We start from the raw sequence: 15064 nt of genomic DNA, 5'->3' as shown, positions 1-15064 counted from the left end.
AACGGCGGGGCGACACGCCGAGACACGCGGGACGCGTCGACAGGGCTTGCGGCGCAGGTCACAGCAGCGCATACTGACTACTACATCTAGTGGTTACACCGATGTAGTTCATCCACATATGGTTCACAGGTGCAGCGGGGTTGTCCACACGTTGTCCCCAGCCAGTCCCCAGCGTCGTCCCCAGGCAGGCGCTGCCAGGCCCCTGAAAGGAGCCGGTCATGCACTGCCCGTTCTGCCGCCACACCGACTCCCGGGTCATGGACTCGCGGGCCACCGACGACGGCTCCAGCATCCGCCGCCGCCGTCAGTGCCCCGAGTGCGGCAAGCGCTTCACGACGCTCGAGTCCGCCGCGCTGTCGGTGGTCAAGCGCTCCGGGGTGACCGAGCCGTTCAGCCGGGCCAAGGTGCTCGTCGGCGTCCGCAAGGCCTGTCAGGGCCGACCGGTCACCGAGGACCAGCTCGCCCTCCTCGCCCACCAGGTCGAGGAGTCGATCCGGGGGGCCGGGCAGGCCGAGATCGACGCCCACGAGGTCGGCCTCGCCGTCCTCGAGCCGCTGCGGGCGCTCGACGAGGTGGCCTACCTCCGGTTCGCGAGCGTCTACCAGGCGTTCGACAGCCTCGAGGACTTCGAGCAGGCGATCACCCTGCTCCGCGTCGAACGCGAGGCGACGGGCGAGGAACCGGACCGGCAGTCGTTCGGCAGTCCGGCCGGCCCGGTAGGGGACGCGTCCGCCGGTCCACGCTGACCGGCATACGCAAGGAACACCAGTACGGCACCACTGTCAGTGGTGCGCGATAGACAGGTCATGAGGACATCGCCCGACGGAGTCGGGCAGGGAGAGGGAGCAGCAATGACGGAGACCGCCGGCGCACGTGCAGGGGCCCGCAAGAACCCGACGAAGGGATCGACGGGGGTGACGGTCGAACGCATCTTCACCACTCCTGGTGTGCACCCCTATGACGAGGTGACCTGGGAGAAGCGCGACGTCGTCCAGCAGAACTGGAAGACCGGCGCGACGATCTTCGAGCAGCGCGGCGTCGAGTTCCCCGACTTCTGGAGCGTCAACGCCTCCACGATCGTCACGACGAAGTACTTCCGTGGCGCCGTCGGCACCGAGGCGCGCGAGACCGGGCTCAAGCAGCTCATCGACCGCGTCGTCCTCACCTACGTCAAGGCGGGCAAGGAGCACGGCTACTTCGGCTCCCCGCAGGACGCCGAGCTCTTCGAGCACGAGCTGACCTACGCGCTGCTGCACCAGGTCTTCAGCTTCAACTCCCCGGTCTGGTTCAACGTCGGCACCAAGTCCCCGCAGCAGGTCTCCGCCTGCTTCATCCTCTCGGTCGACGACTCGATGGACTCCATCCTCAACTGGTACAAGGAGGAGGGCTTCATCTTCAAGGGCGGCTCGGGCGCGGGTCTCAACCTGTCGCGCATCCGCTCCTCCAAGGAGCTCCTCTCCTCCGGTGGCACGGCCTCGGGCCCGGTGTCGTTCATGCGTGGCGCGGACGCGTCCGCGGGCACGATCAAGTCCGGTGGCGCGACCCGTCGTGCGGCCAAGATGGTCGTGCTCGACGTCGACCACCCGGACATCGTCGAGTTCGTCGAGACGAAGGCGCGCGAGGAGGACAAGATCCGCGCGCTGCGTGACGCCGGCTTCGACATGGACCTCGGCGGCAAGGACATCGTCTCCGTCCAGTACCAGAACGCCAACAACTCGGTCCGCGTCAACGACGCGTTCATGCGCGCGGTCGAGGAGGGCACCGAGTTCGGTCTCACCTCGCGTCAGGACGGCTCGGTCATCGAGACGGTCGACGCCCGCGAGCTCATGGGCAAGATCGCCAAGGCCGCGTGGGAGTGCGCCGACCCGGGCATCCAGTACGACGACACGATCAACGACTGGCACACCAACCCGGAGACGGGCCGGATCACCGCGTCCAACCCGTGCTCCGAGTACATGTCGCTCGACAACTCCTCGTGCAACCTCGCCTCGCTCAACCTGCTGAAGTTCCTGCGCGACGACGACACCTTCGACGTCGAGACCTTCCAGAAGGTCACCGAGCTCGTCATCACGGCGATGGACATCTCGATCTGCTTCGCGGACTTCCCGACCGAGCCGATCGCCAAGACCACGCGTGACTACCGCCAGCTCGGCATCGGCTACGCCAACCTCGGCGCGCTCCTCATGGCGACCGGCCACGGCTACGACTCCGACGGTGGCCGCGCGCTCGCCGCGTCGATCACCTCACTGCTCACCGGTGCCGCGTACAAACGGTCCGCCGAGATCGCCGGTGTCGTCGGTGCGTATGCCGGGTACGCCCGGAACGCGGACGCGCACAAGCGGGTCATGCGCAAGCACGCCGCGGCGAACGACACCATCCGCACCCAGCACACGATGGACAAGGACATCCACCGGGCCGCGACGAAGGCGTGGGACGCCGTCGTCAAGCTGGGGGAGAAGAACGGCTACCGCAACGCCCAGGCCTCGGTGCTCGCCCCGACCGGGACCATCGGCTTCATGATGGACTGCGACACGACCGGCATCGAGCCGGACTTCTCGCTGGTGAAGTTCAAGAAGCTCGTCGGTGGCGGCTCGATGCAGATCGTCAACCTCACCATCCCGCGTGCCCTGCGCAAGCTCGGCTACACCGAGGAGACGGTGGAGGCGATCGTCGAGTACATCGCCGACAAGGGTCACGTCATCGACGCGCCCGGCCTCAAGACCGAGCACTACGAGATCTTCGACACCGCCATGGGTGCGCGCTCCATCTCCCCGATGGGCCACGTGCGGATGATGGCGGCCACGCAGCCGTTCCTCTCCGGTGCCATCTCCAAGACGGTCAACCTGCCGGAGACCGCCACGGTCGAGGAGATCGAGGACGTCTACGTCCAGGGCTGGAAGTTCGGCCTCAAGGCGCTCGCGGTCTACCGCGACAACTGCAAGGTCGGCCAGCCGCTCTCCGACGGCGGCTCCACGGCCAAGGACGCAGCGGCAGACAAGGCTGCCGGTGTCGCTGCCGACGCCGCGGCCCTCGCCGCCGGCGCGGCAAGTGCTGCGGACGAGAAGGCAGTGCGTGTCGTGTACCGCCCGACGCGTGAGCGTCTGCCGAAGCGCCGCTCGTCGCAGACGACGTCCTTCGCCATCGGTGGCGCCGAGGGCTACCTCACCGCCGGCACCTACGAGGACGGTCGCCTCGGCGAGGTCTTCCTCAAGTTCGGCAAGCAGGGCTCGACCCTGGCCGGTGTCATGGACGCGTTCTCGATCGCGGTGTCGGTCGGCCTGCAGTACGGCGTGCCGCTCGAGACGTTCGTCGAGAAGTACTCCAACATGCGCTTCGAGCCGGCCGGCATGACCGACGACCCGGACATCCGCATGGGCCAGTCGCTCGTCGACTACGTGTTCCGCCGCCTGGCGCTGGACCACATGGACTTCGAGACCCGCTCGTTCATGGGCATCCACACCGCGGAGGAGCGTCAGCGCCAGCTCGAGACCGGCTCGTACGCCCCGTCGACGGTCGATGACGAGGACACCGAGGCGCTCGAGGACGAGATCGAGTCGTTCTCCCAGGGCGTCGGTGCGAGCTCGCCGAAGAAGTCGGCGGAGGCTGCTCCGAAGGCGGCGGGCGAGTCGCCGGCGGCGGCGGACGCGGTGGACCACGCCAGCGAGATCAAGTCCGGTGCCGGCGCGGCCTCGGCTCGCGAGATCTCCGGTGACGTCCACTCGTCGGCGGAGCTGCTCGAGAAGTTCCAGGGTGTGTCCGCGGACGCGCCGATGTGCATGACCTGCGGGACGAAGATGCGCCCGGCTGGGTCCTGCTACGTCTGCGAAGGCTGCGGAAGCACCAGCGGCTGCAGCTGATCCAGTCAGCGCGGCTTGAAAGAGGAGGGGCCTGAGGCGATTCACCGCCTCAGGCCCCTTCCTTCGATTCCGCCGCTAAGCGACGACGCTGGCGATGGCGAAGTCAGTTGCGGGCATGGGTGTCCGGAGTCGCCACGTGACAGCGATGGGACGTTCGCCTCGATGCTCGACATAATCCGCCTCCCCGAGGAAGAGGTAGGGCGCGCCTGAACCGAACTCGGTGATCTTCTTCGGCCGCGCGAACAGGAGCACATGGCTGCCTTGGGTCCGATGGTTCACGTACCGCTGGCCAGTCTTGGAGTTGACCGTCGTGCTCGACTGCGACTCCCAGTGGAAAAGCTCTGGGTTGATCGCGTAGTCCTGGTACATCGTCGTGGGTGAGTACTCCGCTTCGGACTTGTGAAGGGTAATGAGGAACGCGTCAGAGTTCGCCGCAGGTGCGAAGAGGACACCCTCCCGGAAGCTATTCGGCTTGCGCCCCTGAATCGACACGTAGTCCAACGCAGCCACGAGCTCTTCCCGGGTGTACTGCGCGTGGACCCGAAGCGGGCGTAGACCCAGTTCGCCACCCAGGCGGGTGCTGACGCGCGATGCATTGTCGAACCCGAGGTCGACGACGGCTCGAAGATCTTCACGGGCCGCGACCTCGCGACGCAGGGCGGCAAGGCCGGCGGCATAGGAGTTGAAGCCGCCGCCATCCGGCCAAAGCGAAAAGAAGAGCATGCGCCCGAAGGCCTGGATGGACGGGTCCACATTGTCGTAGTCAGGCGCGTCATCGCCCAGCCATTGCAGGTAGGCCGCTGCGCGATCACGATCGTCAACATGGGCAAGGGCGCGGACGCGCTTCAGGAGGGACTCCTCGCGAGGTCCGCTTTCGCCCACGGGGACACCAGCGTCCCGACGCAACCGAGCCCAGGAGCGTCCAGTACGCACGACGTCCGCCAGCTCGACTCCAGAATCCGTCAGGAACTGCCCCAGGTCCTGAGTGGGGTGCGCTCGCAGCTCACGCGTGATGTTGGGCCAGCGCTTGGTGACCTGGCTGCGAACGTTGTCGAGCACGAGCTGCTGGCTCGTGTGGTCGAGGACGATCTGCGTGCCGGCAGGCAGGAAAGGAAAACCGCGTTCGATGTCACGCTCGAGTTCGGTGCGAGTGCTTCCGGTCATCGCTCGGAACCTCTGGTCGAACCGGAACTCCGTGCGGTGGTGCCCCACGAAGTCCAATGCCGTCAGGACGGGCTTGTCCTTCGCCCGGCGCAGACCACGCCCCAGCTGCTGAAGGAAGACCGTGGAGCTCTCGGTGGGACGGAGGAAGAGGACGGTGTTGATGGCGGGAACATCGACGCCTTCGTTGAAGACGTCCACGGTGAAGAGCGCCTGGATCGCTCCACTCCGTAGGTTGCTGATGGCCGCCTCACGATCCGCAGTGCGGGTGTCACCCAGCACGGTCGCGGCTCGGATACCGGCGTCATTGAAGACTCGCGCCATGTAGTGGGCGTGAGCCTGGGAGACGCAGAACCCGAGCGCCTTCATGGCGCTGAGGTCGGCGACCTTGTCCCGCACGGCGTTGAGGACGATCCGCGCGCGAGCGTCGTTGCCCGTGACGAGGTTGGACAGCTCTGTCGCGTCGTACGCACCTGCCTTCCAGTCCACACCGGTCAGGTCAACACCGTCCGCAACGGCGAAGTAATGGAAGGGCGTGAGCAGGTCCGCTTTGAGGGCATCCCACAGCCTCAGCTCTGCAGCAGTCCTGCCGTCGAAGAACGACCTGACATCGACGCCATCGCCGCGTTCAGGTGTCGCGGTCAGGCCGAGCAGCTCTCGCGGATTGAGGTGCTCGAGGATCCGGCGGTAGGTCTGTGCCTCAGCGTGGTGGAACTCATCGATCACGATGACCTGGAACGACCCTGGTGGGATGTTGGTGACGCCGAAGGCGGTGAGTGACTGCACCGACGCGAAGACGTGCTCCCAACGCTCCGGACGTGCGCCGCCGACGTAGAGCTCACCAAAGTTGCCGTCGCCGAGGACTTCGCGGTAGGTGCGAAGTGACTGCTGCAGGATTTCGCGACGGTGAGCAACGAACAGGAGCCGCGGGCGAAAGGGAGCCGCGTCAGCAAGGCGCTGATAGTCGAGCGCCGCAACGACAGTCTTGCCCGTGCCGGTCGCAGCCACGAGGAGGTTGCGGTGGCGGTCGTGGACGACGCGTTCGACCTCGAGCTGGTCGAGCATCTCCTGCTGGTAGGGGTACGGCCGCACCTCAAGCCCGGAGAGGGTCAGCGTGACCCGATCGTGGGTCTTGCTCCCCCTGGCTTCGGCTAACGCGTCATCGAGCCGGTCCCGATCCTCATCCGGGTTGTATGTCTCGAAGGTGGTGTCGTTCCAGTAGCTGTCGAAGGTCGCACTGAACTTGTGGAGGAGTGCTGGAGTCGCGATGGCCGAAAGACGCACGTTCCACTCGACGCCGTCGAGCATCGCTGCACGGGACAGATTGCTTGATCCGACATACGCCGTGTCGAAACCCGTGCTCCGTCGGAACAGCCACGCCTTGGCGTGCAGCCGCGTGCGTTGTGAGTCGTACTGCACCTTCACCTGTGCGCCGAAGTCACGGACGAGGCGATCGAGGGCGATGCGCTCCGTTGCACCCATGTAGGTGGTGGTGATGACGCGCAAAGGCACCCCGCGACTCTGGAGGCTGCTCAGTCGCTCTTCAAACAATCGGAGGCCGTGCCATTTGACGAAGGCCATGATCACGTCGACTCGGTCGGCGCTGGCCAGCTCAGCACGGATTTCATGTCCCATTCCGGGCTCGCCCTGAGCATTGGTCAGCAGCGCCGCGTCAGATAAGGGGGTCGATGGCCTCTCGCTGACGCCGCGAGCGGGTTGCCCCGGCAACGCGGGGCTGACGATCGACATGAGTTGACTCGCCGTCGGGGCGAGGCTGGAGTCGGGCACTCCCAGGTCGGCAATGATGCGATTGACAAGGGAATGGCGAGCATCGCTCGTCCGTTCGGCGCGCAGGGCACGCAAGACGACGCTGCGGACATGGCGTGCCAGGATCTCTGGCTCGTCGGCTTCGTCGACGCTTGCCCGTTCGATGAGTCTCGACACGTCCGAAGCGAGACGCGCCTCCAGCTCGCGCGTGATGATGCTCTCGTAAAGCCCCTCGAGCATGCTTTCGTTGTCCCCACTCACGGCTGCAGCTTGCCAGGACGCATGGGCACAAACCGGCATATGCGCCACCAGCCTGAAAATGTCCCGCCATCGTCTGATGCGTTTGGAGTACCGCCCTCCGCGTTCCCCGGGGAGCGATTTGCCACCGATTCGTGCGAACGCGGGACTAGCAACATTCTCGACTTCTAGGCTCACTCAATGTTTCGTGTTGATACAGAGCCATCGGCTGTACTGAACTGATGGCTGTCGGTGGGGGAAGTGCGGATCGCAAGGCCGAGGAGCTTGCCGCAGTCGGTGACGCCTCGGCCGGCGCATGGGCGGCCGGCGCGAAGGGCGAACGTCGGGTGGCGGAGGCACTGGCAGTCCTCCCCGAGGCTTGGACGGTCCTTCATGACCGGCTCCTCTCGCCCGGTCGGTCGCCGGTCAACCTCGACCACGTGGTGGTCGGACCCGGGGGAGTGTTCCTCGTGGATGCCAAGAACTGGTGTGGCGCGATCACCTCGTGGGAAGGCAACCTCTACCAGCACACAGGATCACGCGACGCACGCAAGAGCGTGAGCAAGCACCACGAGGTCGCCAAGGTGCACGGCATGGCCAAGTACATGGCTGCAGAGGCCGGTATGCCGGTCACCCCAGTGATCTGTCTCGCCGGTCACGGCGCGGCGAACTTCGGCGAGCCGCAGCTCATCCGTGGCGTGTGGGTGGTGTCGGTCTCGGCCATGGCGGGCTGGCTCCAGGCGCAGCCCAAGGTCTTGGATCGCGAGACCGTCGAGCGGCGCGCGGTCACCCTGATGACGAGCTTTCCCTCCACGATGACTGACCCTTACCTCCTGGCAGCGATGGGAACCGCAGCGGCCGCCGCCAAGCCACACCCACACCGTGGCCGTCAGTCACCGGTGAGGCCGCTCCCGCCCCGACTTCCCAAGCGCCGGGGAGCCTTCGGTCGAGCGCTCCGCGCCCTCATGGCGGCGGCGTTCATGGTGGGCGCCGTCGCGCTGGTCGTGAAGGTGCTTCCTGGGTTCGTGCTGGGCGGGATCGCTGACGCCGCCTCGGCCGGTGACGGTAGTGCGCCGTCCATCGCGGTCCCCGCGTCGTCGTCGCCTACTGCAGTCCCGCGATCGTCCGCGAAAGCGACGCCCGTGCCATCGCCGAAGTGACGTGCGACCGCCACTCCAGCAGCCGTTATGCCTGTGAGCAGGTGCGCGGGTCTCACGGCGGCGGAGGTCACGAAGATCCTTGACCGCACCGTCCAACCCGTGGCGGCCAATCAAGGCTGTTCATGGGGGACGCGCCTGGATGATCCGAAGACCACATTGGTGTCGCTCCTCACAAAGACGGAGCACGGTTCGTACGAGTCCAAGTTCGTGACCTCCGTGAACCAGCGGCGCGTCGTCTTTGGCGCCAGCCTTGACAGCAACTACCAACAGGCCACCGCTCTGTGGGTCGCTACCGGACAGCCGCTGTCCGCAGGGACGAAGCTGCTGTTGGCGCGCATTGACACTCACGTCGTCGTCTCCACCGAGACCCTGGGGATCACCGATGAGAAAGCGCGGCGCCTGGCACTGGCCTTGGCCACGGCGGTCGACGCGCAGGGATGACCGCCTGGTGATTGATCCGCCCTTTTCCGTGGGTGAGCCACCCTCCATCAACGAGCGGCGGTGCTGGGCAAGAGGGGTTGCCGGCCGTTCGCGCGTCACGACTTGGGCGGCGATTGTGACTTACCGACTTTGGTGAGGTCGGTGGAGCGGCACCCTCGCTGCCAAGTCGGTGATCGAAGCGCTCACGCAGATGCGGCGTCGCCGTGCGCGGTGTCGGCGTTCGGAGCAGGTTCGAGATAAGCATCCATGATGATCTGCCGATTGTGTCGGCAACGCTCGAAAATGAGGCCGATGCGACGCTCGAAAACGAGGCCACCGGTTCGTGTTGTTCAGTCTGCCGTGTCTTGGGTCTTGATGCTGGGCAGGGTGTCGATCCCGCGGTTGCGTAGCCGGTAGCTGGCGCCCTTGAGGGTGAGGACGTCGGCATGGTGGACGACGCGGTCGATCATCGCGGCAGCGACGGCCTGGTCCCCGAAGACGCCGCCCCAGCCGCTGAACGGCAGGTTGGACGTGAGGATGAGCGAGGCGTGTTCGTAGCGGCTGGACACGAGTTGGAAGAACAGGTTCGCGGCGTCTTGCTCGAAGGGCAGGTAGCCGACCTCGTCGACGATGATCAGCCCGTAGCGCCGTAGCCGGGTGAGCTCTTGCGGGAGCCGGCCGGCGCGGTGGGCGTCGGTGAGCCGGGTGACCCACTCGGTCGCGGTCGCGAACAGGACCCGGTGGCCGTGGTGGGCTGCGGCGATCCCCAGGCCGGTGGCCAGATGGGTCTTGCCGGTGCCCGGCGGGCCCAACAGGACCACGTTGCGGGCTTCGGTGAGGAAGCCGCCCGATGCGAGCGAGGCGACCTGTTGCCGGACGGCGGGTTGGGCGTCCCAGACGAACTCCTCGAGCGTCTTGCGTGCGGCGAAGCCTGCGGCGCGGATCCGCAGCTGGGCGCCGGAGGCGTTCCTGGCTGCGACCTCGCGGTCGAGGACGGCGGCGAGGTATTCCTCGTGGGTCCAGCCGGCGTCGCGGGCGTGGTCGGCCAGCCGGGCGGCGGCTTCGGTGATCCTGGGCGCTTTCAACGCGGACGCCAGGTAGGTGAGCTGCTTGAGCGCCTCGGTCGCGTCGCTCTTGGTCCTGGCTGCCATCAGGCCACCTCCTCACCGTCGACGAGCCCGAACGCGCGGTCGTAGTCGCTCAGGTCCCGCACCAGTTCGTCGGGCGGGTCGGCAGCCGGCAGGGGCGCCTGGAACCGCTCGCGCAGCTGCTTCGCGGCGGCCACGTGGGCGGGGTCGGTGAGCGTCTGCCCGCGGGCCCAGACCCGGTCATGAGCAGCGACGAGCCGGCCGTCGTGGCGGACCTCGACCCGGGACAGGTCGGCATGGACGTCGACGAACCGGCCGATCACCGCCGGGTCCACGGAGTAGTCGCTGCTGTCGACGCGCACGTAGTAGTCGCGTCCCAGCCGGACCCGGTTGACCCACCCCACCGCCGGCGGCACCGGCGGCAGCGGCAGCATCGCCGCCTTGTCAGCGTCGATCAGATCGACCGGCCGCGCCCGGGTCGTGCGCACCACCCGGCCGTTCGCCAGATCCAGCCAGCCACCGAACTGGGTGTTGAAGTCAGCAGGCGATGCGAAGTCACGACCGGGCATGAACGAGGTTTCGAAGTAGCCGTTCCTGCGTTCGACCAGCCCCTTCGATTCGGGGTCGTTCGGCTTGAGCCGCTGCAACGTCGTGGCAAGCGTGCCGGTGAAGGCCCCCACGCCCTCAGCGTGTCGCTTCCCGCGGCCGATGCCGGACTCGTTGTCCCAGATCAGCCGACGCGGCACCCGACCGAGCAACTGCAGCAGCATCCACATCCCCAGCAGCAGATCGACCGTGTGCCGGGTCGGGATCATCCGGCCGAGCATGAACCGGGAATGCGCCGCGGTCATCACCAGCACCGGCAACAGTGTCTTGGTGCCGTCCTCGAGCGGGATCTTCTTCGGCGGGAACCACAGGTCGCACTGCACGGCATCACCCGGCAGCCAGATCAACCGGTCCGCCGGATCCACCGGCCGATGCTCCGGCCGCAGCAGCCGCACGTTGTCGCGGAACCAGGTGATCGACCCCGTCCACCCGACCCGCTCGGCGAGCACCGTCGCGGGCATGTCAGGCGTCGCCGCGAGCAGCTGACGCACCGCTGGCTCGAACGGCGTGAACGAGGTCGGCCCCGTCGCCCGCTCATACCTCGGCGGCCGGTCCGACGCCAGCGCCCGCTCAACCGTCGACCTACCGACACCCAAGTCCCGAGCAACCTGACGATGCGAAACACCGTCCGCCACCAGCCGCCGGATCAGAGCCCAATCCTCCACAGAGATCACCCATCCAATCTGTCTGGGTGGCCTCGTTTCGACCGTCGCTATGGCCTCGTTTTCAAGCGTCGTCGACAGATTGCTACTGACGATCCACCGCGGACCCGCGCGTTCTATCACATATTTTCCACAGATTGTGGTTTAGCCGTCTATGGTGTGCTCTGCGGGGGGACGCGTCTTCAGGACCCGGACCGTGCACACCGAGCAACCAGCGCCGGCAAAGCGCCAATTCGCCTGCCCGCTACACCATTCGACTCGACTAGAGGAATCTCCATGAGCAGCACGCCCGCGGGTTGGTACCCACAGGATGACGGCCGTCAGCGGTACTGGGACGGGGAGCGTTGGACAGAGCACTTCGCTCCCGGTGCGGGAAGCGACGCGGATCGGGTTTCCGCGCCAACGCAGCAGGCGGGTGCAGAGTCTCACGCTCCGGCGGGACCGGCCAGTCCTGTCGCGCCCGGTCAGCCTGGAGGGAACCCTTCGAAGCCTTGGTTCAAGAAGAAGAGGTTTGTGATTCCCGCTGGTGTTGTGGCTCTTATCGTGGCGTTCAATGCCATGAGTGGGGCCGACGAGCCCACTGCCGACCCCGTGGTGGCGGCCGAGAGCACCGACGCCACCACTCCGAGTGCCGCGAAGCCTGCGGCATCGCCTGCTGCGAAGCCGGCGGCACCCCCGGCTGCCAAGCCGGCCGCGAAGAAGCCTGGCGTCGGTGCCAAGGTTCGGGACGGAAAGTTCGAGTTCACTGTCACTTCCGTGAAGTGCGGCATAGCCAAGGTTGGCACGAACGAGTACCTCGAGAAGAAGGCGCAAGGCCAGTACTGCGCGGTGGCGATGGTCGTGGCGAACATCGGTGACGAGCCGCAATCCATGTTCGCCGACTCCCAGATTGCCTTCGATTCGAAGAACCGGAAGCTTTCGGCTGACACGGAGGCGTCGATTTACGACGAGAAGTCTCAGGTTCTTTGGGAAGAGATCAACCCGGGCAACTCCGTGACTGGCGTCGTGTACTTCGACCTTCCGAAAGCGGAGAAGATCACCAAGTTGGAGCTGCACGACTCCATGTTCTCCGGTGGTGTGGAAGTCAGCGTCCCCTGACCACGGTCATGAGATGGGGCCGACTCCTGCGCTGGAGTCGGCCCCCGTTTCATTCACTCAGCCCCGAGGTTGTCCGCGGTGCGGATCCCACATCAAGGCGACGTGGCATCGGTGGCCAATCGCGCGGTCTCGCCCGGGGACTGCGGTGCGTGCCGGGACCGCGTCATGGAGGTTTGCTCCCATCGCGCTGCCGAGAACGTAGTCCTGGGCTGAAGCCATTGATGGCGCGCTCCTATGCTGGACCCGTGGCGGTGCTGGGCACGAAGATCCACCGGCCGGTCCCGCGTCGAGACCTGGTCGGGCGACCGAGACTCACCGACCTGATGGCGTCGGTGGAGAGGCCCCGCCTGGTGCTGGTGGCCGCGCCCGCAGGATTCGGCAAGACCACCCTGCTCAGCCAGTGGCTCGACACCGCCGCCGCCGCCGACGCGGACGAGAAGACCGACGTCGCGTGGCTCTCGCTCGACCACGGCGACAACGACCCGCGACGTTTCGTCGAGCACCTGGTCGCTGCGCTCAGAACGATCGACGACTTCGCGGAGGCGACCGAGCTCGTCGAGGCCACCAGTCACGCGCCCACGGGTCACGTCCCCGCCGAGGCCGTCCTCATCAGCATCGTCAACGACCTCGACCTCCGCGCGGGCCGCACGGTCATCGCCCTCGACGACTACCACGTCATCGACAGCCCGGACGTCCAGCGCGCGGTCGGCTTCCTGCTCGAGCACCTGCCCCCGCATGCCACCCTGGCCATCGCCACCAGGGCCGACCCGCAGCTCCCGCTCCCTCGGCTGAGGGCCCGCCGGGAGCTCGTCGAGGTGCGTGCTGCGGACCTGCGCTTCACCGAGACCGAAGCCGCGGCCTTCCTCGCCGACGTCATGGGGCTCAGCCTCAGCGACGCCCAGGCAGCCGCTCTCGCCGCGCGGACCGAGGGGTGGCCGGCGGGGATGCAGCTCGCCGGGCTGTCGCTGCGTGGGAACGACGACGCGTCCGCCTTCGTCGAGGCCTTCGCGGGCAGCCACCGGTTCGTCCTCGACTACCTCGTCGAGGAGGTCCTGAACGGCCAACCCGAGCCGGTGCGTCGTTTCCTCCTCGACACCGCCGTCCTGAGCCAGCTCACCGGACCGCTGTGCGACGCACTCACGGGCCGCGACGACGGCGCCGCGATGATCGAGTCGCTCGACCGGGACAACCTGTTCGTCGTCGCGCTCGACGACCAACGGCAGTGGTACCGCTACCACCACCTCTTCGCGGACGCCCTGCGGGCCCGCCTCCTCGCGCACGAGCCCGGCCGGGTCCCCGAGCTCCACCGGGCCGCCAGCGACTGGTATGCCGTTCACGGCCCTCCCGAGGACGCCGTGCGTCACGCGCTGGCCGGCGACGACCCGGTGCGGGCGGCGCAGCTGGTCGAGCACGCCCTCCCCGACCTCCGACGCGAACGCCGTGACGCACTCCTGTGCGACTGGCTGCTCGCCCTGCCGGACCCCGTGACCCGGGACAGTGCCCTGCTCTCGACCTACCGCGCGTGGACCCGCCTCATCGAGGGGGACCTGGACGGGGTGGAGCTGTGGCTCGGCCACGCCGAGCGCGCCCTCGCGACAACCCCGCCGACTCCAGGGCCGCGCGCGTCGGTCGCCACCGACGAGGAGCTCCGCACCCTGCCGTCGACCATCGAGATCTTCCGGGCGTCGGCGGCTCAGGCGCGTGGGGACACGACCGCGGCGACACTGCACGCCCAAGAGGCGTTGGCGCTGTGCGGCCCTGACGACCACATGGCGCGAGGAGGTGCCCTCGGCTTCCTGGGGCTGTTCGCGTGGGCCCGGGGGGACCTGGCGGAGGGGGTGGCGACGTTCACGGAGGCAATGCACAGCCTCGCCGCTGCCGGTGACGTCTCCGATGCCGTCGGGGGCGGGGCCGTCGTCCTCGGCGACATGTGGCTGGCCCGAGGTAGACCCGACGAGGCGCGCCGGCTCTTCGAACGGGCACTCGCCACCGCGGAGCAGCACCGCGGCGCGGCGCTGGCCACCCTCGGGGACATCCACGTCGGGCTCGCGGGCGTGCTCGTCGACCAAGGAGATCTCGTCGGGACAGCCGAGCACCTCACCACGGCGACGTCACTGGGGGAGTCCGCGTCCCTCCCGGAGAACCGGCACCGGTGGTACCTCGTCTCCTCCGACCTGCACCGGGCGCAGGGCGACCTCGACGGTGCCGTCAATCTCATGGACCAGGCGGAGGAGCTGCACCTGCCCGGCTTCTTCCCGGAGGTCCGACCCATCCCGGCGGCACGCGCGCGCCTGCACATCGCGCAGGGTCGACTCGAGGACGCCCGCGCGTGGGCTCGCGACCTCGAAACGACCGGGGTGGAGACACCCGGCCACCTCGACGAGTACAACCAGCTCACCCTGGTGCGGCTCCTCTTCGCCGAACACGGCATGGACGGCGACCCGACGCACCTCACCGACGCCAAGCACCGGCTGGCCGCGATCGAGCCCGCGGCGGTCGAGGGCGGCAGGGAACGGTGTCTGCTCGAGATCCTGGTCTTGCGCGCGCTCCTCCACGACGCTCGCGGCGACCAGACCACGGCCCTCACCCACCTCGAGGCCGCGCTCGCGAAGGCCGGGTCGGTCGGTCATGTGGGGCTGTTCCTCGACGAAGGCGAGCCGATGCGCCGGCTGCTCACCGTGGCGGAACGTCTGCCAGCAGCAGGTGAGCAGGCCCGAAGACTGAAGCACGCGGCATACCGAGCCATCGAGACTCCCGCGGCACCCCCGGTGAGCGACGCGCTCAGTGAACGGGAGGTCGAGGTGCTCCGACGGCTCGCGACGGCGATGAGCGGTCCGGACATTGCCCGCGGGCTGTTCGTGTCCGTGAACACGCTGCGGACGCACACGAGGCACATCTTCACCAAGCTCGGCGTCAACACACGACGGGCCGCCGTGGAGAGGGCGCGCGAGCTCGGGCTGCTCTGAGGGATCACCACGTCGATCACATCGGATGATGACGCGCGCTCA

General features: G+C 67.5%; 9 protein-coding genes. 6 read left to right on the top strand and 3 right to left on the bottom strand.

Annotated features, from left to right (window positions below):
* Positions 1–218 precede the first annotated feature (218 nt).
* Together nrdR and AC3EU2_RS00805 are read left to right on the top strand one after the other, a co-directional pair.
* On the top strand, positions 219–746 hold the full coding sequence (nrdR, locus tag AC3EU2_RS00810) for a transcriptional regulator NrdR (protein ID WP_488177853.1): 528 nt from the start codon (positions 219–221) through the stop codon (positions 744–746).
* Between the two features lie 105 nt (positions 747–851).
* On the top strand, positions 852–3857 hold the full coding sequence (locus AC3EU2_RS00805) for a vitamin B12-dependent ribonucleotide reductase (protein WP_488177852.1): 3006 nt from the start codon (positions 852–854) through the stop codon (positions 3855–3857).
* A 75-nt stretch (positions 3858–3932) separates the two neighbouring features.
* Here the strand turns inward: AC3EU2_RS00805 and AC3EU2_RS00800 are convergent, their stop codons facing one another.
* Entirely contained in the window at positions 3933–7025 is a 3093-nt protein-coding gene (locus tag AC3EU2_RS00800; protein ID WP_488179414.1) for a DEAD/DEAH box helicase, read from the bottom strand.
* 239 nt (positions 7026–7264) lie between these two features.
* Between AC3EU2_RS00800 and AC3EU2_RS00795 the strand changes: the two genes are divergently transcribed.
* Both AC3EU2_RS00795 and AC3EU2_RS00790 read left to right on the top strand, forming a co-directional pair.
* Complete coding sequence (locus tag AC3EU2_RS00795; protein ID WP_488177851.1) at positions 7265–8182, top strand: nuclease-related domain-containing protein; 918 nt, start codon at positions 7265–7267, stop codon at positions 8180–8182.
* Positions 8183–8281: 99 nt separating this feature from the next.
* Complete coding sequence (locus tag AC3EU2_RS00790) at positions 8282–8623, top strand: hypothetical protein (protein ID WP_488177850.1); 342 nt, start codon at positions 8282–8284, stop codon at positions 8621–8623.
* A 329-nt stretch (positions 8624–8952) separates the two neighbouring features.
* Here the strand turns inward: AC3EU2_RS00790 and istB are convergent, their stop codons facing one another.
* On the bottom strand, positions 8953–9753 hold the full coding sequence (gene istB, locus AC3EU2_RS00785) for an IS21-like element helper ATPase IstB (protein ID WP_488176069.1): 801 nt from the start codon (positions 9751–9753) through the stop codon (positions 8953–8955).
* On the bottom strand, positions 9753–10970 hold the full coding sequence (gene istA / locus AC3EU2_RS00780) for an IS21 family transposase (protein ID WP_488177849.1): 1218 nt from the start codon (positions 10968–10970) through the stop codon (positions 9753–9755). The genes istB and istA overlap by 1 nt, the downstream gene beginning before the upstream one ends.
* Positions 10971–11234: 264 nt before the next feature.
* On the opposite strand from istA, the gene AC3EU2_RS00775 reads away from it, so the two are divergent.
* On the top strand, positions 11235–12056 hold the full coding sequence (locus tag AC3EU2_RS00775; RefSeq protein ID WP_488177848.1) for a DUF4352 domain-containing protein: 822 nt from the start codon (positions 11235–11237) through the stop codon (positions 12054–12056).
* 245 nt (positions 12057–12301) lie between these two features.
* Positions 12302–15022, top strand: a complete 2721-nt coding sequence (locus AC3EU2_RS00770) for a winged helix-turn-helix domain-containing protein (protein WP_488177847.1) — start codon at positions 12302–12304, stop codon at positions 15020–15022.
* Positions 15023–15064 lie beyond the last annotated feature (42 nt).

The organism is Knoellia sp. B-D-2, from assembly GCF_057714695.1.
Note: the sequence above shows the minus strand (reverse complement) of the source record. Positions and strands in the feature narration are given on the sequence as shown.

Bases quoted from the DNA above. Each gene is read 5' to 3' on its own strand.
- nrdR (WP_488177853.1), top strand. From the start codon at position 219: ATGCACTGCCCGTTCTGCCGCCACACCGACTCCCGGGTCATGGACTCG.
- AC3EU2_RS00805 (WP_488177852.1), top strand. From the start codon at position 852: ATGACGGAGACCGCCGGCGCACGTGCAGGGGCCCGCAAGAACCCGACG.
- AC3EU2_RS00800 (WP_488179414.1), bottom strand. From the start codon at position 7,025: ATGCTCGAGGGGCTTTACGAGAGCATCATCACGCGCGAGCTGGAGGCG.
- AC3EU2_RS00795 (WP_488177851.1), top strand. From the start codon at position 7,265: ATGGCTGTCGGTGGGGGAAGTGCGGATCGCAAGGCCGAGGAGCTTGCC.
- istB (WP_488176069.1), bottom strand. From the start codon at position 9,753: ATGGCAGCCAGGACCAAGAGCGACGCGACCGAGGCGCTCAAGCAGCTC.
- AC3EU2_RS00775 (WP_488177848.1), top strand. From the start codon at position 11,235: ATGAGCAGCACGCCCGCGGGTTGGTACCCACAGGATGACGGCCGTCAG.